General features: G+C 51.8%; 18 protein-coding genes. 11 read left to right on the top strand and 7 right to left on the bottom strand.

Annotation, left to right across the window (positions count from 1 at the left end):
• Nucleotides 1-5 precede the first annotated feature (5 nt).
• A complete protein-coding gene (locus DYU11_RS00310; RefSeq protein ID WP_119665659.1) occupies nt 6-572 on the bottom strand; it encodes a Uma2 family endonuclease in 567 nt (188 codons plus the stop codon).
• Between the two features lie 133 nt (nt 573-705).
• Here DYU11_RS00310 and DYU11_RS00315 point away from each other — a divergent pair, with 133 nt between their 5' ends.
• Nucleotides 706-2,463, top strand: coding sequence for a phospho-sugar mutase (locus tag DYU11_RS00315; protein ID WP_119665660.1), 1,758 nt, complete (start codon nt 706-708; stop codon nt 2,461-2,463).
• Between the two features lie 75 nt (nt 2,464-2,538).
• Here the strand turns inward: DYU11_RS00315 and DYU11_RS00320 are convergent, their stop codons facing one another.
• Entirely contained in the window at nt 2,539-3,570 is a 1,032-nt protein-coding gene (locus DYU11_RS00320) for an oxidoreductase (protein WP_119665661.1), read from the bottom strand.
• A gap of 34 nt (nt 3,571-3,604) precedes the next feature.
• On the opposite strand from DYU11_RS00320, the gene DYU11_RS00325 reads away from it, so the two are divergent.
• The 7 genes from DYU11_RS00325 (at nt 3,605) to DYU11_RS00355 (ending at nt 13,408) form a co-directional block, all read left to right on the top strand.
• Nucleotides 3,605-4,906, top strand: a complete 1,302-nt coding sequence (locus DYU11_RS00325; protein WP_119665662.1) for a Gfo/Idh/MocA family protein — start codon at nt 3,605-3,607, stop codon at nt 4,904-4,906.
• A gap of 36 nt (nt 4,907-4,942) precedes the next feature.
• Nucleotides 4,943-5,365 (top strand): tRNA (adenosine(37)-N6)-threonylcarbamoyltransferase complex ATPase subunit type 1 TsaE, encoded by a 423-nt coding sequence (tsaE, locus tag DYU11_RS00330; protein WP_119665663.1) that lies wholly within the window; start codon nt 4,943-4,945, stop codon nt 5,363-5,365.
• A gap of 112 nt (nt 5,366-5,477) precedes the next feature.
• The gene (locus DYU11_RS00335; protein WP_119665664.1) at nt 5,478-6,689 is read left to right on the top strand and encodes an alanine dehydrogenase; all 1,212 of its coding nucleotides are present in this window, start codon (nt 5,478-5,480) and stop codon (nt 6,687-6,689) included.
• Nucleotides 6,690-6,770: 81 nt separating this feature from the next.
• Entirely contained in the window at nt 6,771-7,175 is a 405-nt protein-coding gene (locus tag DYU11_RS00340; RefSeq protein WP_119665665.1) for a hypothetical protein, read from the top strand.
• Between the two features lie 403 nt (nt 7,176-7,578).
• Nucleotides 7,579-9,603 carry a DNA topoisomerase (ATP-hydrolyzing) subunit B gene (gene gyrB, locus DYU11_RS00345; RefSeq protein ID WP_199736642.1) on the top strand — a complete coding sequence of 675 codons (2,025 nt, stop codon included), beginning with the start codon at nt 7,579-7,581 and terminating at the stop codon, nt 9,601-9,603.
• Between the two features lie 162 nt (nt 9,604-9,765).
• Nucleotides 9,766-12,003, top strand: coding sequence for a polyphosphate kinase 1 (gene ppk1, locus DYU11_RS00350; protein WP_229365644.1), 2,238 nt, complete (start codon nt 9,766-9,768; stop codon nt 12,001-12,003).
• Nucleotides 12,004-12,166: 163 nt separating this feature from the next.
• Nucleotides 12,167-13,408: a NupC/NupG family nucleoside CNT transporter gene (locus DYU11_RS00355; protein WP_119665667.1), complete on the top strand. Its 1,242-nt coding sequence runs from the start codon at nt 12,167-12,169 to the stop codon at nt 13,406-13,408.
• A gap of 52 nt (nt 13,409-13,460) precedes the next feature.
• On the opposite strand, the gene DYU11_RS00360 is transcribed toward DYU11_RS00355, so the two are convergent.
• Nucleotides 13,461-14,537: a fatty acid desaturase family protein gene (locus DYU11_RS00360; RefSeq protein ID WP_119665668.1), complete on the bottom strand. Its 1,077-nt coding sequence runs from the start codon at nt 14,535-14,537 to the stop codon at nt 13,461-13,463.
• A 413-nt stretch (nt 14,538-14,950) separates the two neighbouring features.
• On the opposite strand from DYU11_RS00360, the gene DYU11_RS00365 reads away from it, so the two are divergent.
• Entirely contained in the window at nt 14,951-15,748 is a 798-nt protein-coding gene (locus tag DYU11_RS00365; protein ID WP_119665669.1) for a bacteriorhodopsin-like, read from the top strand.
• 81 nt (nt 15,749-15,829) lie between these two features.
• On the opposite strand, the gene DYU11_RS00370 is transcribed toward DYU11_RS00365, so the two are convergent.
• Both DYU11_RS00370 and DYU11_RS00375 read right to left on the bottom strand, forming a co-directional pair.
• On the bottom strand, nt 15,830-16,321 hold the full coding sequence (locus tag DYU11_RS00370) for a nuclear transport factor 2 family protein (RefSeq protein ID WP_147367862.1): 492 nt from the start codon (nt 16,319-16,321) through the stop codon (nt 15,830-15,832).
• Between the two features lie 79 nt (nt 16,322-16,400).
• Entirely contained in the window at nt 16,401-17,252 is an 852-nt protein-coding gene (locus tag DYU11_RS00375) for a M12 family metallopeptidase (protein ID WP_119665671.1), read from the bottom strand.
• Nucleotides 17,253-17,517: 265 nt separating this feature from the next.
• Here DYU11_RS00375 and DYU11_RS00380 point away from each other — a divergent pair, with 265 nt between their 5' ends.
• Complete coding sequence (locus tag DYU11_RS00380; protein WP_119665672.1) at nt 17,518-19,200, top strand: fatty acid--CoA ligase; 1,683 nt, start codon at nt 17,518-17,520, stop codon at nt 19,198-19,200.
• A gap of 88 nt (nt 19,201-19,288) precedes the next feature.
• The gene (locus DYU11_RS00385; protein WP_119665673.1) at nt 19,289-19,780 is read left to right on the top strand and encodes a metallophosphoesterase family protein; all 492 of its coding nucleotides are present in this window, start codon (nt 19,289-19,291) and stop codon (nt 19,778-19,780) included.
• Nucleotides 19,781-19,826: 46 nt separating this feature from the next.
• Here the strand turns inward: DYU11_RS00385 and ftsH are convergent, their stop codons facing one another.
• Both ftsH and rsfS read right to left on the bottom strand, forming a co-directional pair.
• The gene (gene ftsH, locus DYU11_RS00390) at nt 19,827-21,848 is read right to left on the bottom strand and encodes an ATP-dependent zinc metalloprotease FtsH (protein WP_119665674.1); all 2,022 of its coding nucleotides are present in this window, start codon (nt 21,846-21,848) and stop codon (nt 19,827-19,829) included.
• A gap of 151 nt (nt 21,849-21,999) precedes the next feature.
• Nucleotides 22,000-22,395, bottom strand: a complete 396-nt coding sequence (gene rsfS / locus DYU11_RS00395; protein ID WP_119665675.1) for a ribosome silencing factor — start codon at nt 22,393-22,395, stop codon at nt 22,000-22,002.
• Between the last annotated feature and the right edge of the window lie 30 nt (nt 22,396-22,425).

Raw genomic sequence — 22,425 nt, forward strand, 5'->3', positions numbered from 1 at the left:
CCAGATTACGCAAATAAGTTTTTTAATTCGAGCGGTAAGCTGGTTAATACGTTGGAGGTAAGCTGACCTTCCTCCAGCGATGCCGCGCTCAGCAGTTGACACTGCCCCTCGACTAATGTAAAAATTTCGACATATTCATCCGCAGGGTCAACCAGCCAATACGCCTGAACGCCGAACCGCTCGTACAACGCTTTCTTCGTTACCCGGTCTCGATAAACAGGCGAAGGAGAAATTACTTCAACAACCAGTGTTGGCACACCGACGATACCGTCGTTGGTTATCAGATCGGCTTTGGTTTTATCTACATAAACCAGATCAGGTTGCGGAGAATTATATTCGTCCAGAAACACATCAACAGGAGCGAAGATAACTTCGTCCAACGGCTGCTGCTTCGCAAACGAATGCATGGCAAATGCCAAATCGCGTACTAATAGTTGATGCTCAGGCGTAGAAGCTTCCTTTTTCACAAGTTCACCGTCAAGGAGTTCGTACAGGTGGGTATCGTTATCGTCGAACTCCATCCGGTGAAATTCGGCAACGGTCAGCTTGCGGGTTTCGACGTGTAGTGCCATGACGGAACGATTTGATCGTGTTCGAAGATAACAGAAAACCAGGGTCCTTAAATCTACTCTCCGGATTTGCCAGGCGGCCTGGCAGTAGTAACTTTGGCGCATTGTCTTTACCAAACAAATTCACCCTTCAGCAATGACAACTGCCATTGATTCCTCAACCCAGCAACGTATTGATCGCTGGCTGAACGGCAACTACGATGCCGATACAAAGAGCGCCATTCGCCAGATGATGGAAGGCGATACAACGGCCGATTTAATTGACTCTTTTTATCGTGATCTTGAATTTGGTACGGGTGGATTACGGGGGGTAATCGGTGTAGGCTCCAACCGCATGAACCGCTACACCGTTGGGGCGGCTACGCAGGGACTCGCCAACTACCTGAATGCGACGTTTCAAGGCGAAGACATCAGCGTGGCCATCGCCCACGACAGCCGACGGATGAGTCCGGAATTTGCCCGTCTGGTCGCCGATATTTTTTCGGCCAACAACATTAAAGTGTATCTGTTCACTTCGCTGCGCCCAACGCCCGAGCTATCGTTCGCTATCCGGCAGCTGGGGTGTCAGAGTGGTATCGTCGTGACCGCTTCGCACAACCCGCCGGAGTACAACGGCTACAAAGTGTACTGGAACGACGGCGGACAGGTCGTCGCTCCGCACGACAAAAACATTATCGAGGAGGTGAACAAGATTACCTCGGTTGACGATATCAAATTCGAGGGCGTGCCGGAAAAGATTCAGATGATCGACGAGGAAATTGATGCCCCCTACGTTGAGCGGATCAAAACCAACGCGGTAAATCCGGACGTCATTGCCCGGCAGTCGGATCTGAACATCGTCTATACGCCTATCCACGGAACGGGTATCACGATGGTGCCGCGAACCCTGGAAGCGCTCGGCTTTACCAACGTACACATCGTTGACGAGCAGGCCACCCCCGACGGCAACTTCCCGACGGTTAAATCGCCGAACCCCGAAGAGCGGGCGGCCATGAAACTGGCCCTCGATCTGGCGCAGTCGCTGAACGCGGATCTGGTAATGGCTACCGACCCCGATTCGGACCGGGTTGGCGCGGGTGCCCGCAACCACCACGGCGAATTTGAGTTGCTGAACGGCAACCAGATGGCCAGCCTGATCATCTACTACCTGCTCAATGCCTGGAAAGAGGCTGGTAAGCTGACCGGTAAAGAGTTTGTGGCGAAAACAATCGTAACGACCGACCTCATCGACCGGATGTGCGAGCGCTACGGCGTAACCTGTTACAATACCCTGACCGGCTTCAAATACATCGCATCGGTCATTCGTGAGCTGGAAGGCCAGGAGCAATTCATCGGTGGTGGCGAAGAAAGCTATGGTTATCTGATCGGTGACTTTGTCCGCGACAAAGATGCGATTGCCTCTTGCGCCATCATTGCTGAACTGACGGCCTCCGCAAAAGACAAGGGCCTGAGTCTGTTCGACATGCTGATGGAAATGTACCAGGAGAACGGTTTCTACTACGAAGCACTGGTGTCGCTGACCAAAAAAGGGAAGTCAGGTGCCGAGGAAATTCAGCAGATGATGGCCGATTTTCGGGCCAATCCGCCGAAGGAAATTGCAGGTTCGCCGGTTATTCGCATCGACGATTACAAACAACTGACCCGCACCGACATCGGCAATGAAGTGACCGTACCGATCGAAGCTGGTAAAATGGGCATCGAATCGTCGAACGTACTGCAGTTCTTCACCGCCGACGGCACAAAGGTATCGGCTCGTCCTTCCGGTACGGAGCCGAAGATAAAGTTCTACGTCAGCGTTCGCGAGCCTCTTGCGAGTAAGGAAGCCTTCGACGAAACCTACGAACAATTGAAAGCGAAAGTGCAGCGGGTGATTGACGATATGAATCTGAAATAGTGGGCAGTGTACCGCGTCGCAACGTACCTTCAGCAAGGCCGCTTAGAGAGCGGCCTTGCTGCATTTATAACGGATTTAAAAGGGAAGAATGGCTCGTGTTGCGCTGCTTTCCCGCGCCAGTTCCATAATCCGGATTACGGCCAGCGCCTGCTCCGGCGCAACCTCCTGGGGAATTTCACCAATGATGGCCCAGTACAGGTTATCGTAAAACGGGTGGTAGTTCCCCGGCAAACTGTCGACAACGTTCTGCCCTTCGGCGGTTGTTAACGTACCATACTGACGTTCAGGCTCATAACCCCAATCAGCCGAATCAGGCAGCTGGTTTTTGCGCAGGGTCTCCTCCTGAATATCGAGCCCGCTTTTAACAAACGAACCCAGCGATCCATGAATGACGTATCGAAGCTGGTTATCGGCCGCGACCATGTTTGATTTCAGCCGAACACGTTTGTTGGGATAATAGAGTACAATGTCAAAGTAATCGTCCTGCGGGCCGTTTGGTCGAATAATCCGTACATCTCCCCATACTGCTTCCGGAGGACCGAACAGCACAACGGCCTGATCGATCAGGTGTGGCCCCAGGTTGTAGAGATTGCCGCCCCCGTCGGGATCGTATTCTTTCCAGCTATCGAGCACCTGCGGCCGGTAGCGGTCAAAGTGAGCTTCAAACTCATTCACCTCGCCGATCCGATTCGCCTGCAACAGTTGCTGAATGGTCAGAAAGTCGGCATCGTAGCGTCGGTTCTGGTACGGCATCGCCACCAGCCCCCGCTGCTGCGCCAGTGCCAGCAGTTCCTGCGCCTGAGCCGACGTATTGGCGAAGGGTTTTTCGATCAATACGTGCTTGCCGGCTTCCAGGGCGGCTTTAGCGTAGGGAAAGTGCGTATCGTTGGGCGTACTGACAATGATCAGATCAATGGCCGGGTCAGCAAACAGCTCATCGTGGCTACGCACGGTGATGAGCGACGGGTCGAACGCCTGAGCCTCGTTGCGGTGTCGCTCAACTACTTTACTGAGCTTGAAATGAGGGTTTGTGGTCAGGAAAGGCGCATGAAAATAACGGCCGGACAGCCCGAAGCCAATCAGGCCGACGTTAACGATTTTGGGCATAGTTTTTCGTAACTTTCCCCAAAATAAATACGTCATGAACGATTCTCTACAACCCTTAGCCAATCGCCGGACATTTCTTAAACAAGCCGCTGGTTTATCCGCCTTTTTTATCGTGCCCCGCCACGTACTGGGCGGTCCGGGTTTCCTGGCTCCGAGCGACCAGATTACGGTCGGATTCATCGGCGTTGGGAAGCAAAGCGGTGGTCTGCGCAACCAGTTTCTCAAGAACGACGCCCGGGTGCTGGCCGCCTGCGATGTCAATCAAACTAAGCTCAACGCGTTTAAGGAAGCCGTAAACGCCCACTACGCCAAACAAACAGACAAAGCCACCTACGACGGCTGCGCAACCTTCAGCGACTTCCGCGAGCTGCTCAATCGCAAGGACATTGATGCGGTCGTGATTGCAACGCCCGACCACTGGCACGCAGCCATGGCGGTTCGGGCCGCCGAAGCCGGGAAAGACATCTACTGCGAAAAACCCCTGTCCCTAACCGTTGCCGAAGGTCGGGCGATGGTAAAAGCGGCTCGTAAAAACAAGCGTGTATTCCAGACCGGCAGTATGCAGCGGTCGTGGGCTGAGTTCCGAAAGGCCGTCGAACTGGTTCGTAATGGCTACATCGGCGAGGTTAAGACTGTAAAAATTAACGTGGGTGGTCCACCGCGTCCGTGGGACCTGGCGGCCGAACCAACCCCCGAAGGACTGAACTGGGCTGCGTGGTTAGGTCCCAATATGATCGAGCGGCCGTTTAACGCCCAGTTATCGCCCAGCCTTACGGATACGTTCTGGGCGCAGTGGCGGGCCATCAACGAGTTTGGCGGGGGCGGCATGACCGACTGGGGGGCTCACATGTTCGACATCGCCCAGTGGGGGCTCGACATGGATAACTCCGGTCCCGTAGAGCTAATTCCCCCCACCGACAACAGCGGCAAAGGGCTAACGTACCGCTACGCCAACGGCGTCACAATGGTACATGAGCCGGTCGAAGGAAAGCAGTTTTGCCAGTTTATCGGCACCGAGGGCGAGGTTAAAGTAGCCCGTGGCGAACTGACCACCACACCCGCCAGCCTGAAAGATAAGGTCATTGGCGAAGGTGAAAAACGGGTGTACTATAGCGATAACCACTACAAGGATTTTCTGGACGCCATCCGGTCGCGCAGGAATCCGATCTGCGACGTAGAGGTTGGCCACCGTACGGCTACGGTCTGCAACATTGGCAACATCGCCTACGAGCTGAAGCGGCCGTTGCGCTGGAATCCTGACAAAGAGAAGTTTGAGGGCGACGCCGAAGCCAATCAGCGGCTGAGTCGTCCGATGCGGAAGGAGTGGAAGGTCTAAAAAAGCGTATCTTTGCGGTTCAAAAGCTCAAAGCCTATGATGCTACACTTCCAGCGACTCGACGAACTCGATACTGTAGCGCATCAGCTCCTGGCCGAAGGACGTCAGCACCGGGTGTGGCTATTCGAGGGCGATATGGGCGCAGGCAAGACCACGCTCATCAAAGCGTTATGCCGGGCGTTGGGCGTGGTCAGTATGGTACAAAGTCCAACTTTTTCCATCGTTAATGAATACACCACCCACGAAGGGCGTCCGGTGTATCACTTCGATTGTTACCGGCTTCGCAATGAAGCCGAAGCATTGGACATTGGGATGGAGGAATACTTTGACTCAGGAAACTATTGCCTGGTGGAGTGGCCACAGCGCGTTGCAGCGCTGTGGCCGGCCACGTACTACCAAATTGACATAATGGCCGATGTTGATGGCCGCCGAACTGTAAAAACTCAATTAGTTGGATAGTTTACGGGTTTCGGTTTATAGTTCTCGGATTTCGGTGGATTTCAGCACGAGCTGGCCTTCCCAAGGACTGTAAACAGTAAACTGAAACCAGTAAGCTGTAAACCTCACAAAAGTGACCGGATTTGAGGAATTGGCCAAACAGACGGCCCTGTATCCAAAGGAAGCCCCGTTGGCAGTTAAAACCAGTAAGAATAGCCTGTTGATTGGCCTTCCCAAGGAAGTCTCGCTCCAGGAAAGCCGCATCGCCCTGACACCCGAAGCAGTGGCTATTCTGGTTCGGAACGGCCACAATGTTATTGTTGAAAAAGGAGCCGGTGAAGGCGCCAAATTTGCCGACAACGAATACAGTGAAGCCGGAGCGCAGATCGCTTACTCCCCCAAAGAAGTCTATGACGCTAACCTTATTCTGAAGATTGAGCCCTTGCTCGACGGTGAATTTGAGCACGTCAAACCCAACAGTACGGTCATCTCCGCCCTCAATCTGCCGGCTCTCGAACGTACCTTCTTCGAAAAGCTCAATGCTAAAAATATTACGGCCATCGGCTACGAATACATTGAGGACCAAGCCGGTGGGTTGCCCGTGATTCGTTCCATGAGCGAGATTGCCGGCAGTACCGTCATGCTCATCGCGGGCGAATACCTGAGCAATGTCGATAATGGCCGGGGCATCATCCTGGGCGGCATTACGGGCATTCCGCCGACAAAAGTAGTCATGCTGGGTGCCGGTACAGTGAATGAATACGCCATCCGGACAGCCCTTGGCATGGGGGCCGACGTGAAGGTATTCGACAAATATCTCTACAAGCTGCAGCGGCTCAAATACGCCGTTGGTATGCACATCTACACGTCCATCATCGATTCGGATACGCTCGCCGAAGCCATTGAACGGGCCGACGTAGTGATCGGTGCCATGCGCGCAGAGGATGGATTAAGTCCCGTGGTAGTGACCGAAGAGATGGTGAGTCGCATGAAACCCGATTCAATCATCATTGACGTAGCCATCGACCAGGGCGGCAACTTTGAAACCTCGCGAATGACCACGCATAAGAACCCCACTTTCCGGCACCACGACGTATTGCACTACTGCGTACCGAACATTGCCGCCCGGGTATCGCGCACGGCCAGTATGGCGTTGAGCAATATCTTCCTGCCTTTCCTGCTGGAAACCGGTACGACCGGGGGCATTGAAGAGATGATGTACGCGAACCGTTGGTTCATGAAAGGTGTTTATGCCCATAAGGGCACACTGACCAACGCCTACATTGCCAGGAAATTCAACATGCGTTTCAAAGACCTGGAACTGTTGTTGGCAGCACGGTTTTGAATTGAAATGTGGCCCTTTGTACCGGCTACCGGCTGTTACGAGGTTGTGCACCTGACAACAAATGATGAACAATAAACAACGATGATTCACCATAGCAACGAAAACACGCTCCTCGACGATGCCAACTCGCCCGATATCAACAAGCAGTTGATGGGGGCAATTTCGTCGGATTTTGTGCTGGTGGCCGACCAGTTGAAGGAGGCTTCCTACCAGATTCGGACCCGTGGCTTTTCGGAGTTTCCAATTTTTGTGGCTTCCCGGCGGGACGTACCCATAGGACAATTGCTGATTGGGGCTGATGAGCTATCCAACCAGTGGAACTACAAGGCCACATTTGTTGATGAATTTGTTCAGCGTAATCTTATTGGACCGGAGTCGGTCGAACTGTTCAAAGAGAATTACAAAAAGCCCGACGAATACTGCTGCCTGTTTGTTGTGCAGGGCGATTTCGCGGGTTTTGTGTATATCCCCTATCCGGAAGACTGACCGTTGTAACGCCTTTCTGTATGACAAGCCGGACAATAGATGTTCGGCTTTCTTTTTGCGTATTTCTGCGCAGGTAAAAGCCACAGATTTTTAGGCTCGTCAATAAGATTTTTTCGGGAAAGCGGCCGTGTCTTCATGTTTGCATCCGGATTTTAAGGTAGTCGGCCTGGCCCGGTAGATTTCAGCTGTTTTTGTTGCACTGGCAGTAGCTAAAAGTGGCCTACGTTAAAAATATGGCATATTCACAGATTTTTCGTATATTGATGCATGCGAGTTGAAAGCAGTAGGAAATGACGATTTTTTTTTGTATTTTTACAATCTACAACGAGTCAGGCAACCCAGGTTGCCAACTTGGTTTCCGAACCCCTTACCAGCATACTTGTTGACATACTTTCATTCCAATATGACAAACGAACTTGTTGAAGCAGACATCCAGCCGGAGGTAGCCGGTACGCCGGACCAGGTCAACGCAAATGGCAACTACAATGCCGATAACATTCAGGTATTAGAGGGTCTGGAAGCCGTTCGTAAGCGCCCTGCCATGTACATCGGCGATGTCGGCGTCAAAGGGTTGCACCACCTCATCTGGGAAGTTGTCGATAACTCCATCGATGAGGCCCTGGCCGGATACTGCGATACCATTACCGTAACGATTAACGAGGATAACTCAATTACCGTCACCGACAACGGCCGGGGTATTCCGACCGGTATCAACACCAAGATGGGAAAGTCAGCCCTGGAGGTGGTCATGACGGTATTGCACGCGGGTGGTAAGTTCGATAAAGACACGTACAAGGTATCTGGCGGTTTGCACGGCGTAGGGGTTTCCTGCGTAAACGCATTGTCGACAGACCTGCGTGTGGAAGTACACCGCGAAGGCAAAATCTTTGAGCAGGAATATAAAATTGGGCATCCTCAGTACGACGTACGGATTATCGGCCAAGCCGAAGATACCGGTACGATCGTGCGCTTTAAGCCTGACGCCAGCATCTTTACCGAAACGGTATTCCGCTATGAAACCGTGGCGGGTCGTCTGCGCGAACTGGCTTTCCTTAACAAAGGCATTCACATTCTGCTGAAGGACATGCGCGACCTCGATGAGAACGGCCAGCCTGTTAACCAGGATGACTTCTTCTCAGAAGGTGGCCTGATCGAGTTTGTGAAGTACCTCGACGAAAGCCGCCCGGCTCTCGACGGTATGCAGCCGATTTACATGGAAAACGAGAAAGGCGTAACGCCCGTTCAGGTAGCGATGGTGTATAACTACGAAGCCGGCGAGAACGTCATGTCGTACGTTAACAACATCAATACCCACGAAGGGGGTACGCACGTTCAGGGTTTCCGTTCGGCTATTACGCGGGTACTGAAGAACTACGCCGACCGCAACAGCAACGTTCTGGGTAAGAACGCCGGTAAAGTAACGTTTACCGGTGAAGATTTCCGCAAGGGGCTGACGGCGGTTATTTCGGTTAAAGTAGCCGAACCCCAGTTTGAAGGCCAGACGAAGACAAAGCTTGGCAACCAGGACGTAGTAAGTGCCGTCAGCCAGACGGTAGCCGAGATGCTTGAAACCTGGCTGGAGGAAAACCCCAAGACCGCCCAGGGTATTATCAAAAAAGTCCTGATTTCGGCGCAGGCACGTATTGCAGCCGATGCCGCTTACCGCAAAATCATGGCTGACCGCAAGGACTTCATGAGTGGTATGGGGCTGCCGGGCAAACTGGCCGACTGTTCGGATACGGATCCCGAGCGTTGTGAGTTGTACTTGGTTGAGGGTGACTCGGCGGGCGGTACAGCCAAGCAGGGTCGTAACCGGGCTTTCCAGGCGATTCTACCGCTGCGGGGTAAAATCCTGAACGTAGAGAAAGCACTGGAGCACAAAATCTACGAGAACGAAGAGATTAAAAATATCTGGACGGCACTTGGCGTTCGGCTGGAAAAGAAAGACGACGAGACCGTGATGAATCTTGAGCGACTGCGTTACCACAAGATCATCATCATGACCGACGCCGACGTGGACGGCAGCCACATTCGGACGCTGATCCTGACGCTGTTCTACCGGAACATGAAAGCGCTCATCGATAACGGCTACGTCTACATTGCCCAGCCTCCGCTTTACCTCGTGAAAAAAGGCAAGGAAGAGCGCTACTGCTGGACCGAGCAGCAACGCGAAGCCGCGGTTAGAGAACTGGCCGGTGAAGGTCGCGAAGAGAATGTAGGCGTACAGCGCTACAAAGGTCTTGGCGAGATGAACGCCGAACAGCTCTGGAGTACAACCATGGACCCGGACCGCCGGAGCCTCAAGCAGGTGACTGTAGAATCGGCCGCCGATGCCGACCACGTGTTCTCCATGCTGATGGGCGACGACGTAGCACCCCGACGCGATTTTATCGAACGGAACGCGAAATACGCCAGAGTCGACGTTTAAGAAAAAAAGAAAAGCGGGCCGAAACGCCCGCTTTTTTGTTGTAGTTTTAATCAGTAAAGTTGAATGCGTTTTGCTATGCCCACCAATCGAACCTTACTCGGGAACCTGGTTTCCCGATTGACACAACGACCACAGAATACCGCCGATAAAGCTTCTGATAAAATGGCAAAAGTTAGCGAAAAGGTAATTAGCGTCATTGAACAAAGTGATTATCTAAGCCGCGATCTGAGTTGGCTGAAATTTAACGAACGGGTACTGGATCAGGCCCGTAGCGCCAATAGGACCTTGATGGAGCGGCTCAAATTCCTGGCCATCTCGGCGTCGAATCTCGATGAATTTTTCATGATTCGCGTCGGCAGTCTCTACAATTATCTCGACTATCACAAGCAGCGCGTCGACTACTCCGGTCTGCGCGAAGTGCCGTTTCGCAAGGCATTGTTCACGGCCGCCCAGCAATTTAGCCGCGACCAGAACCAGGTCTTCGTTGAGGAATTGCTGCCACTCTTTGCCGGCAACCAGCTTCGACTGGTTCATTACGACGAGCTGACCGCCGACGAACAAGCCGAGGCTACCGATTACTTCGACCGGACGATCTACCCGACGCTGACACCGATGCTGTATGACTACACGCATACGTTCCCGGTGCTGCTGGCCAAAGTTTTGATTTTCGGTGTCGTAACGGTCAACCCCGATGATGCACCGCTGCAGAGCCTGCGCTCGGAAGACGAAGACGAACGGCAGCGCCTTTCGTTCGTACAGATTCCGGCCAACCTGCCGCGTTTCCTGCCGTTTGATCGCGACGATGAGGTAATTTTCCTGCCCATCGAGGAAATTGTCCGGCAGAACATTAAGAAGCTGTATCGAAATGTTGAGATTATTTCGGTCAATCTCTTCCGGATCACCCGGAACGGCGACTTCACACTCGACGAAAACGACGACGATGAAGCCGATTTTCTGGATGAAGTCAGACAGAAGATCAAAAACCGCCGGTTGGGGCGCGTGACCCGGGTTGAGCTGGAACCAGTCAGCCCCGATACGCCCGGAGCCACCTGGATGATCAACCTGTTAAAAAAACGCTGGGAGATCGATGAGCTGAATCTGTTTGAAGCGCCCTACATGCTCGATTTTTCGGCGTTGTGGCAGATTATTCGTCATCCGGAGTTCAAGGATGACATGCCTCGTCCGCACGTACCGGTACCGCCACTGGGCCTGAACCGCGAAAAATTCGACGATATTTTCGAAGTCATCCGGCAGCGCGATGTCCTGTTACATCACCCGTACAACAACTTCGAGCCCGTACTACAGCTGCTTGAACAGGCGGCCGAAGACCCCAACGTACTGGCAATTAAAATTACGGTTTATCGGCTGGCCAAGCGGTCGCGGATTACCGAAGCGTTGCTGAAAGCCGCTGAAAACGGGAAGCACGTATCCGTGTTGTTTGAAGTAAAGGCTCGTTTCGACGAGGAAAATAACATTCGTGAAGCCCAGCGTCTGCAGAAAGCCGGCTGTTTCGTCATCTACGGTATCAGCCGTTATAAGACTCACACCAAGCTGCTGCTGGTTGTACGTAATGAAGGCAGCCGCGTGGTGCGCTACGCCCACATGGCCAGTGGAAATTATAACGAAGATACATCAAGGCTGTACACAGACATTGGCCTGCTAACGACTGATGAAGTGTACACCCACGACATTTCCGAGTTTTTCAACGTCATTACCGGCCACTCGCTCCCGAACGAATACCGGTACCTGATTACGGCTCCGCGGGGCATGCGCGAACAGTTGATTCGGTTGATTCAGACCGAGGCAGAGAATGCCCAGCACGGACTCCCGAGCGGTATCTGTATCAAACTCAATTCGCTGGAGGACAAGCTGGTCATTGATGAGCTTTACAAAGCCTCGCAGGCGGGCGTTCCTATCCGATTGATCGTGCGGGGCATCTGCTGCCTTCGCCCGCGTCGGCAGGGACTGAGCGAGAACATCACCGTGCGGTCGATTGTGGGCGATTACCTAGAGCATACCCGCGTGTTCTACTTCCACAACAACGGCGACCCTAAAATCTACGGCGGCAGCGCCGACATCATGGTTCGCAGTTTCGACCGTCGAATCGAATCGTTGTTTATTCTGGCCGACCAGCGGGTGAAACAGCAGGCCATTCTGCTGCTCGCCTACAACCTGCTCGATACGGTCAATGCCTACGAATTACAGGAAGATGGAACCTTTAAAAAGTGTGAAGTACCAAAGGGTGAAAAGCCGTTCAATATCCACGAGCGATTCTTCGAAGTAACCGAAAAAGAAGTCATGACCGCCCGGCTGTTCGACCCTGAACTGAAACCGGCCGATCAGGCTATTATCGAAGAAGAATATCAGGAAGGCGCTGAACGGGCCATCGCGGATATTTAATGTAGAAGGAGAAAAGGACGAAGGGGAGGCAGGAAGAAAGGAGGTTACCAGTGTACATCCTTTCCAACTCCTCCCCTTCGTCCTTTTCTCCCTCCTCCTTTCCTCCTTTTTTGTTTGTATCTTCGCAGGCTTAACTTAAAAATTACCACGACACCCCTATTCAATGAGCCGCTTTACCGGCCTAATCGGCATCGTTCTGATTCTCGGCATTGCCTATGCAATGTCAAATAACCGCAAAGCAATTAACTATCGTACCGTCGGAGTTGGCCTGGCATTGCAGTTTGGACTCGCAGTATTCGTCCTGAAAACCCCCATCGGCCAGCAGATCTTCCAGCGACTTGGCTACTACGTCGACCGGCTCCTGCAGAAAGCCAACACCGGTGCTGAGTTTGTGTTCTCTCCGCTCGTCAAAACCGACCTTTTGACCCGCGCTTTTGGTCCGGAAAACAACTTCATCTTTTTTTTTAAAGTGATTCCGACCATCATCTTTGTGGCGGTGCTGGTCAACATTTTCTACCACCTGGGCATCATGCAGCGGGTAGTTGCCGTGATGGCCCGCGTCATGAAATGGCTTATGGGCGTTAGTGGCGCAGAGGCCCTATCGAACGTAGCGAGTACGTTTGTCGGTCAGGTAGAAGCGCAGATCATGGTGAAGCCCTACCTGAAAACCATGACCAACTCCGAGTTGATTGCGTCCATGGCAGGCAGCTTTGCCTGTATTGCAGGGGGCGTTCTGGCTGTTTATATCTCGCTGGGCGTACCAGCCCCCTATTTGCTGGCGGCTAGTATCATGGCAGCCCCGGGCGCGCTCGTAATCAGCAAGATCGTATATCCCGAAACGGAAGTGTCGGAAACGCGCGGAACGGTTAAGATAGACATTAAAAAGACCCATGCCAATTTGCTGGATGCCATCGCTGCCGGAGCCAGCGAAGGATTGAAGGTCGGCTTCAATGTTATCGCCATGCTGATCGGGTTTATCGCGCTCATTGCTCTGATCGACAGCCTGCTGTTCCGGCTAGGTTTCTACGTATTTGGCTTCGATAACCTGAGCCTGAATTTCCTGCTTGGTAAGCTGTTCTCCCTGTTTGCCTGGGCGATGGGTGTACCGGGCAAAGACATTGAAGCCGCCGGTGCGCTGATGGGGACCAAAATGGTCGTTAATGAATTCGTAGCTTACCTCGATCTGGTTAAAATCAAGCAGACGCTCGATCCCAAAACCATAGCCATTACCAGCTTTGCCCTGTGCGGCTTCGCTAATTTCTCGTCAATCGCCATTCAGGTGGGTGGTATTGGCGAACTGGCCCCGTCGCGTCGGAGCGACCTTGCCCGACTGGGTTTCAAGGCTCTCATCTGCGGTACGCTGGCCAGCTATATGTCGGCTACGCTGGCGGGACTTCTCCTGTAACGCGCAACAGGTTTAACCGAACTGGGCCGGTGGCGAAAGAGTGATTCTTTCCTTACCGGCCCAGTACTTTTAGCATCTTGATGTGTGAACTGATGGCCTCCGGAAACGAGGCCTTGTTGTTGTATGGGATACCACACTCTTCGGCCGTACGCTGTACAATCGGCGAAAGAGCCCGGTAATGGATATGCGAAATGGAAGGAAAGAGATGGTGCTCGACCTGAAAATCCAGCCCACCGATGTACCACGAAAGCAGTCTCGGGCACGAAAAATTGGCCGTAGTCTGCATCTGATGAATAGCCCAGGCACTTCCGACAATTCCGTTCGTGTCGGGAGCCGGTTGTTCAGCCCCTTCGACAATGTGTGCCAGCTGGAAGATGGTGCTCAGTACAAGACCCGCCGTGAAATGCATAACCACAAAGCCAAGAAGCCATTGACCAAACGTCAGATCCGTTATTGTCAATGGTAATACGGCAATGAAGAGCAGATAAAAGATTTTACTGATAACCAATACCGCAATATCCCGTCGTGAAAACGGCTTTACCAGTTTCCCCTCCTGCCGGTAATTATACCGGTATGCCTGCCGAAAGTCTTTGACGAAAAACGAAAAGGTCATCAATCCATACAGCAGAAAAGCGTATATGTGCTGATAGCGGTGGATACGCTTCCGCTCGTCGCTGTATGAAAGCCGCAACAGGAATTTTCCTGTAATGTCCTCGTCAACGTCGTGAATATTGGTGTAAGTATGATGAAGCGTATTGTGTTGAATTTTCCAGTTAAGTACATTCCCCCCCAGCAGATACAGGCACGAACTGAACAGATTGTTGATCCAGGGCACACTGGAGAAAGAACCATGGTTGGCATCATGCATTACGGCCATACCGACGCCGGCCGTACCCAAGCCCATAAGGACCGCAAACCCCAGCATGGTCCAGGCGGAAAATTGATTGGAAAGAATCAGCGCATAAGGTATCAGTAGCAAACCCAGCATAAAAATGCCTTTCCATACTAAACGCTGGTCTCCTTGTTTTGACAGGGCTTGTTCGGCAAAATAGTGGTCAACTCGCTCCCGAAGCATCGGAAAGAACACCGATTTGTCTTTATTCTGAAATTTTACGGTTCCTTTCCGCATCTCGTCCTTTTCTACAGCCGGTTGGATATGAAACCTGCCTTATTAAAGAACGCTCAAAACACAATAAATATACCTTCTTCTAAAAAATCATTCTAAAAATGAGGCAAAGGCCCAATTCCTTGGCTTTCTCAGGCTTTTTGCCTTATCTACACCATACCAACTCGTTTAACGATTTACTTATCTTATTAAACAAATCATATGTAAAGGAAATACCGTCCAGAACGTATTGAATACGCTTTTTTCTGGAAATGAAGCCGTAAAATAGTCGTTGCATATTACTTTCGATAGACCGCATTGTTATCTTGTTTAGTTTTTTTCAATAAACTTTAAACAGTTTTTGTAAACGCTCCGTTTCTCAGTAAAGCCAAACGGCTGATAGTTAAACGATCAATTTCATAGTTAACCTTGTCGTAATGGAAACTTTAAACCTACCCACCCTGCTGTTACAAGCTGGTGAACTACGTCCGGGCGACGTAGTTGGCTTTACCTTCTTTACTGGCTATATGGCCATGTTTGCTGCATCGGTTTTTTTCTTTTTTGAACGTTCTCAAGTGGAAGGCCACTGGAAAACGTCGCTGCTGATCTCGGGTCTGATTACTATGATTGCTGCTGTTCACTACTTCTACATGCGCGATCAGTACCTCGAAACGAACTCGTCGCCGACGGAATTCCGCTACATCGACTGGACCCTGACGGTTCCGCTGATGTGTGTTGAATTTTACCTGATCATTAAACCGTATGGTGGCAAAATCGGGACGATGTGGAAACTGATCGGCTACTCCGTTTTCATGCTGGTGTTTGGCTACATTGGCGAAGCCATCGACCGCGACAATAGCCCGATCTGGGGTGCTGTGTCGACCCTGGGCTACATTGGTATTCTTTACGAAATCTACCTGGGCGACGTCAAGAAGATTGCTGATGCGTCGAACGACCGCTCTACCCTGCGGGCTGTATCGCTGCTACGCTGGTTTGTACTGGTTGGCTGGGCAATCTACCCGATTGGCTACATGATGATTCCGGGTGGTTTGTTAGCCGGGCTGAACATCAACATCGATCTGATCTACAACGTCGGCGATGCAATCAACAAAATTGGATTTGGTCTGGTCGTTTATTCAGCGGCCGTAAGTAACTCGGGAGCCCATTTCGAAGCTCCTTATCAGCGTACAGCTGATCGACAATACAACTCCGGCGAGCCTGCCGCGATGAGATAGTAGCTAGTTGAGTGTACACCTACCGTAACGAAACGCCCGGCCAATTGGTCGGGCGTTTGTACGTTGCAGGGTTCGTACCGGTCAGACTGGAACCGGTGCCTGAATCAGAGAGCAATGCCAGCGGGATTCTTTCCACCCACGATCCGTATGTTTCCAGATGATTGTAGTGATGCAGTTGAATTTCAGCTTCTGATCGCCCACTTCCAGAAACTGATCAAAGTTCACCACCGAATAACCCATTTCGGCCGTTTGCAGGGCATCATACGTCCGAATCTCGGTGTAGGTGTGTGCCTTCATCTCATCCAGACGCTTGAATAGCGTACGAAACCAGTTTTCCCACTCGGCCCGGTTGGTAATTGGCACGCTCTTCCCCTCCGGGTCGAGATCAATGATGCCAAAATCGTCGTCGCACAGGTCGGCGAGCGTATCAAAATCATGACGACTCACGCAATCAAACAGCGTAAGCGTTGGCGCATAGAACGGTTTTTCACTCATTATGGCAGGTAGTTGCGTGTACGTGCGCTTACCACCGGCCAGAGACATGGCGTCGCTCCGTTGGTAATCAGCGTACACTAAAATGGTTAGCTGATTAACTCATCAGGACGAGCTAGTGTTTTTATAATACTGCCTTATTTAATTGAAAAACAGCAGCTTACGGGTACATGTATTTTACGGTATTGATATCCGTCGGCGACAAGCCATTACGCTGCCCTACGAACGTCGACCCATCTTTTCTGGTGAGTGTCGGCAGACCATTTTTTGAAAAGTCGTAGGAACTGTACAGCATGATCGACCCGAAATCGAGCCCCCCGGTGTAGTCGAACCCGTCGCGACCCAACTCTACGTAGGTCTGAAAATTGCTTTCATAACCCGGCGTCACGTTGTTCAGGTTAACGGTAACGTAATTGTTGCGATCAGCGCGGGTATGTTCGTGCCATAAGCCGATGGCATGACCAACCTCATGAATGGTATTCCCGGTTGAGCAACCACTGGCCAGATTTATATACTGAACCCCACCGGTGTAACCTACGGACGACGAACAGCCGCTCCCCGGCCTGAACACGACGTAAGCGCTCTGCGTAGTACGCTGCACAAACCGGATTGGCGTATTAGCTTCCCAATGGGCAATGGCACTCGTCACGCGCGTCTGGTTTGGCAACGACGGGTCAATGCTGTAATAAACCACTTTACCCGGCCACCGCGACGAGGCCCGGGTACGACCTGTTCCCTGGGTTTCGGTGTAGGGATCATCGCGCAGATCGGCCGGATTAAGGAGCATGTCGCCTTCGAACACAGCCTCGCCGTTAATAGCCTGATATACCAGTTTCTGGCCGAAAAAGTAAGCGGTCCTGGGCTCTCCGCTTTGTCCCGGATACGCCTGTTCGGCTGTGGTCGATACCGCCAACTCTGGTTTGGTCTGCTGCTCAACTGCGCCGTCCTTTGAACAGCCTGTAAGTCCCAAAACGGCTACAAATACACCCGCTGATACATACTTGTTTGTCATACTGAGATTGGTTGGTTGCTGACGTTAACGTTCGTGATTAACGAATTACTTCCATTAAAATTAAATACAATTCTACAATTAAGTTTATTTTTTTATAATATTATTAATAAAATATTTTTTAAAATTCTATAAAAATAACTATTCATAGTTCAATACATACTCAATTGATTTTGTCAAACCAGGCGGAATGGACGTATGCTTTATACAAAACTTTGTTGGATGCGTTATATAAGGGTATCTTTAATTCTAAATATTCTCGCCGTTTATGACCAAGACCAAGCTGATCCCCCGTACTGACCAGGCTTATGAAACGCCCATGTTGATTAAGCACTTGGTGGCTCAATCCTTGAAATACGAACCCCAACGCGAAATCGTTTATCGCGACCTGTTTCGAATGACGTACGTCGATTTTAACCGTCGGGTTCGTCAGCTTGCAAACGTACTCACCAATCTGGGCGTCGGTCCGGGCGACACCGTGGCTGTATTCGACTGGGACAGCCACCGGTACCTGGAGTGCTTCTTCGGCGTAACCAGTCTGGGGGCTATCCTTCACACCATCAACGTCCGGCTGTCGCCGGCTCAGATTCTTTACACAATGAATCATGCTGAAGACAGGATTGTGCTGATTCATGAAGATTTCCTGCCAATTCTACAAGGCATTAAAGGCCAGTTGACGACAGTAAGCCAGTTTGTTTTGATTAGCGATAAGGTGTATACCGATTCGCCGGAGGTAGCTGTTCCGGATGGTTTTGAGGGTGAATACGAACGCTTGTTAAAAGAAGCCTCCGACCAGTTCGACTTCCCTGATTTTGACGAAAACACCTGGGCCACTACGTTCTATACAACCGGTACCACCGGCCAACCCAAAGGTGTTTACTTCTCTCACCGGCAGTTGTTTATGCATACCATGGGGCTGCTCAGCTACGTGGTTGGTTATGAAGCCGTGCCGTTCCGATCGGCTGCCGATGTCTACATGCCCATTACACCCATGTTCCATGTCCATGCTTGGGGCTTCCCGTTCCTGGCTACCATGCTGTCGGTGAAGCAGGTGTATCCCGGTCGGTACGAACCTGAAATGTTGCTTCGGCTGCTGCTCAAAGAAGGCGTTACGTTGTCGCACTGCGTTCCAACAATCCTGAACATGCTCGTCACGAGTCCGGTAGCAAAACAGGTCGACCTGAGCCGCTGGAAAGTCATCATTGGGGGGTCGGCGCTTACCAAGGGGCTCGCCCGGGCCGCGCTGGAGCTAAACATTTCGGTGTACGCCGGTTATGGCATGTCCGAAACCGCCCCGGTGCTAACCATTACGTACCTGAATGATCAGGAAAAGCCGCTTCCTATCAACGAGCAGGTTGAACTACGGGCCCGTGCCGGCCGGATCGCTCCGTTTGTTGACCTTCGACTGGTCGACGAAAACGGAAACGATGTTCCGCATGATGGGCAGTCGCTGGGCGAGGTTGTTGTCCATGCGCCCTGGCTCACGCAGGGCTACTACAAAGAACCCGAGCGAAGTGCCGAACTCTGGCGCGATGGCTGGCTGCACACTGGCGACGTAGCGACCATTACGCCCGACAACTGGCTTCAGATTGCCGACCGAACCAAAGACGTAATCAAAACCGGTGGCGAATGGATTTCATCGCTTGAAATTGAAGATTTGCTTTCGCAGACGGTCGGAGTGGCCGAAGCGGCCGTCGTTGGCCTTCCTGACGATAAATGGGGGGAGCGTCCGCACGCGCTCATCGTTCGAAAACCCGACGCAGCAGAAGTAACAGCTGATCAGATTAGAACAAGTCTGCTGGAGAAAGTTCAGCGGGGCGAACTGAACAAATGGTACGTACCCGACCGCATTGTGTTTGTACCGGAGATACCCAAGACGAGCGTTGGAAAGATTGATAAGAAGAAGATTCGCTCGGAGATGAAAGATTTAATCTTAGGGATTTCGGCTTAGGATGTAAACGCAGAGATCGCTGAGTTACGCACAGAGAACACAGAGTTTCCGTATTTTGCGTTTCACTCAGCGATCTCTCGTTTGAACCATGACTCGAATTGGCCTTATTTCCGATACGCACAGTTACCTCGACCCTCAGGTATTTACTTATTTCGATACCTGCGACGAAATCTGGCACGCGGGCGATGTAGGATCGTTGGCTGTGCTGGAACAGCTTAAGGGTTTCAAGCCGGTCAGGGCCGTTTGTGGGAATATCGACCAGGAAACCGGTGCCCTGCCTGCTCACCTCCGATTTACGCTGGAAGGGTTCGACATCTGGATGACTCACATCGGCGGGGCACCGCCCAAGTACAATCCAGTTGTCCGGCCCAACTTACAGATCAATACCCCGGACCTGTTCATTTGTGGCCATTCGCACATTCTGAAAATTGTGCGTGACCCGAACCTGCCGGGTCTGTTGTACATGAATCCCGGGGCCGCCGGGAAAACCGGCTTTCACCAGATGCGGACTATTGTTCGGTTTTCGCTCGATGACCGGCAAATCATGGATATGCAGGCAATCGAGCTGGGCAAAAAATAAGGCCGGTGTGAACACCGGCCTTATTTTTTATCTATTAGCAAATGGATTACATGGGTAGCGATTGAGGCTCCGTTTCGGCGGGTTTAGCCTCGCGGCCGATCTCCTCTTTTACCTCTGCTCCTTTGTTTTTGTATGCCTGATAAACCGTTTCGCGTTCGAACGGCCGCTTGCCGATCAACCGTTCCAGGTCATTCTGGTACAGTATTTCTTTTTCGAGCAGCTCCTTAGCAATGATATCCAAGGCTCCGCGCTTCTGGCTCAACATTTCTTTCGTCCGGTTGTAGGCCTGATCAACGATCTTGCGAACTTCTTCGTCGATATGCTTGGCTGTTTCTTCCGAATACGGCTTATTGAACGAATATTCTGACTGCTTTGAATCGTAGAAAGAAACGTTGCCGATCACATCGTTCATACCGTACATCGTCACCATGCTGTACGCCAGCTTTGTGATACGTTCAAGATCGCTCAGCGCCCCCGTCGAAATCTTACCGAACACGAGGTCTTCGGCCGCCCGTCCGCCCAGCGCCATGCACATTTCGTCCATGAGCTGCTCAGTCCGATACAGGTACTGCTCACGCGGAAGGTACTGCGCATAGCCCAGCGCGGCCACACCACGCGGCACAATCGTTACCTTTACGAGTGGGTCGGCGTGTTCAAGATACCAGCCCGCTACCGCGTGACCGGCTTCATGGAAGGCCACAATCTCTTTCTCTTCGGGTGAGATGATCTTGTTCTTCTTTTCCAGACCACCAATTACACGGTCCATCGCGTCCTGGAAGTCCTGCATTTCGATCAGTTCTTTATCACGACGAGCGGCAATCAGGGCGGCTTCGTTACATACGTTTGCAATTTCAGCCCCCGCGAAACCAGGTGTTTGAGCAGCCAGATCTTTCGGCTCCACATCCTGAGACAGTTTCAATGGCTTCAGGTGGACCTTAAAGATGGCTTCACGCCCAACGATGTCCGGCTTATCAATGCTGATCTGGCGGTCGAAACGGCCAGGACGCTGCAACGCCGGGTCCAGTACGTCCGGACGGTTGGTAGCGGCCAGGATGATGATACCGGAGTCGGTAGCAAAACCATCCATCTCCACCAACAGCGAGTTCAGCGTATTTTCCCGTTCGTCGTTGGCGCCCGGCATAGAACCCCGGCCCCGCGAACGACCCACGGCGTCAATTTCGTCGATGAAGATGATACACGGCGCTTTCTCTTTGGCCTGCTTGAACAGGTCACGTACCCGGGCAGCCCCAACGCCCACGAACATCTCGACGAAGTCGGAGCCTGACAGGGAGAAGAACGGTACCCCGGCTTCGCCCGCGACAGCCTTTGCCAGCAGAGTCTTACCGGTACCTGGAGGGCCGATCAGGAGTGCGCCTTTAGGGATCTTGGCTCCCAGCTTCGTAAACTTGGTCGGATTCTTCAGGTAATCGACAATCTCTTTAATCTCCTCTTTGGCTTCGTCAAGGCCAGCTACGTCGTTGAACGTAATTTTCACCTTGTTTTCGGCATCAAACAGGGCAGCCCGCGACTTACCGATGTTGAATATCTGGCCACCAGGTCCACCGGCGCCGGACATCCGGCCCAACAGAAAATACATAGCCAGGATCATGATAATCAGGAAGCCCCAGGTGCCAATCCACTGGCTCCAGTCGCCCCGCTGTTCAAATCGATAATCAATCTTCTCGTTGTCGGGAAGGCCCTGCTGCAACTCATCAAGGTCTTTCTTGAAAGTTTCGCCTGAGGCAATCTGGAACTGGAAGTGCGGCCCATGGTTAGCCCCAAAATACGGCTTATCGGAGAAGTACCCCCGGTATTTCGGACTTTGTGCAGCTTGCTGGGTGAGTGTTACCTCGGCAATTTTGTCATTGACCACCACTACCTCGGCGACTTCACGATCCTTCACCATTCGCTCAAAGCGCTTCTGCGAGATTTCGCGGGTGGCGCTGCTTTTGTTGAAGAATGTAATCCCCAGGATAGCGGCAATCAGTAAAGCGACAATCCACCCCTGGAAGTTAGGTTTACGCGGCCCCCGGGGTGCTAACGGATTTCTATTGTTGTTTTCTGACATTTCCTCAGGTTGTACAAACGGATTTCATTGGGTAACACCGTTTCGAAGGTGAATGTTTCTCTGACGAAACGGTTCGGACAGGCGGTTTATATGTTCAATAAACGGTTGATTGAAACCGACCTGTTCGCATTGGCTCAATCAACCGATAAACTTAGGCAGCCGTTGTTAAAACCGGCTCATCGACGTAGTGAATTTCGGCATCGCCCCAGAGCTGCTCCAGGTCGTAGAAAGACCGGCGGTCTTTCTTGAACACGTGCGCCACAACATCGACATAATCCAGCAGAATCCATTCACGGTTCAGTTTTCCTTCCTTGTGCCAGGGATCCTGATGGCTGGCTTTATACACTTCCTCTTCGATGGAGGTTGAAATTGCGTCAATCTGCGTGTCGGAGTTACCCGAACAAATGACAAAGTAATCACAAATGGCATTCTTTACGTTCCGCAGGTCCATCACAACAACGTCGGTGGCTTTTTTTTCCTGCATTCCTTTCACGACGAGGTCGCGCAATTGTTCGGCGGTAACGTGGTTATTGTTGTTAATTCTCATGCTTTCGGTTTAACATTGCACCATAAGCCA

It is taken from the genome of Fibrisoma montanum, from assembly GCF_003583365.1.
GTDB lineage: Bacteria > Bacteroidota > Bacteroidia > Cytophagales > Spirosomataceae > Fibrisoma > Fibrisoma montanum.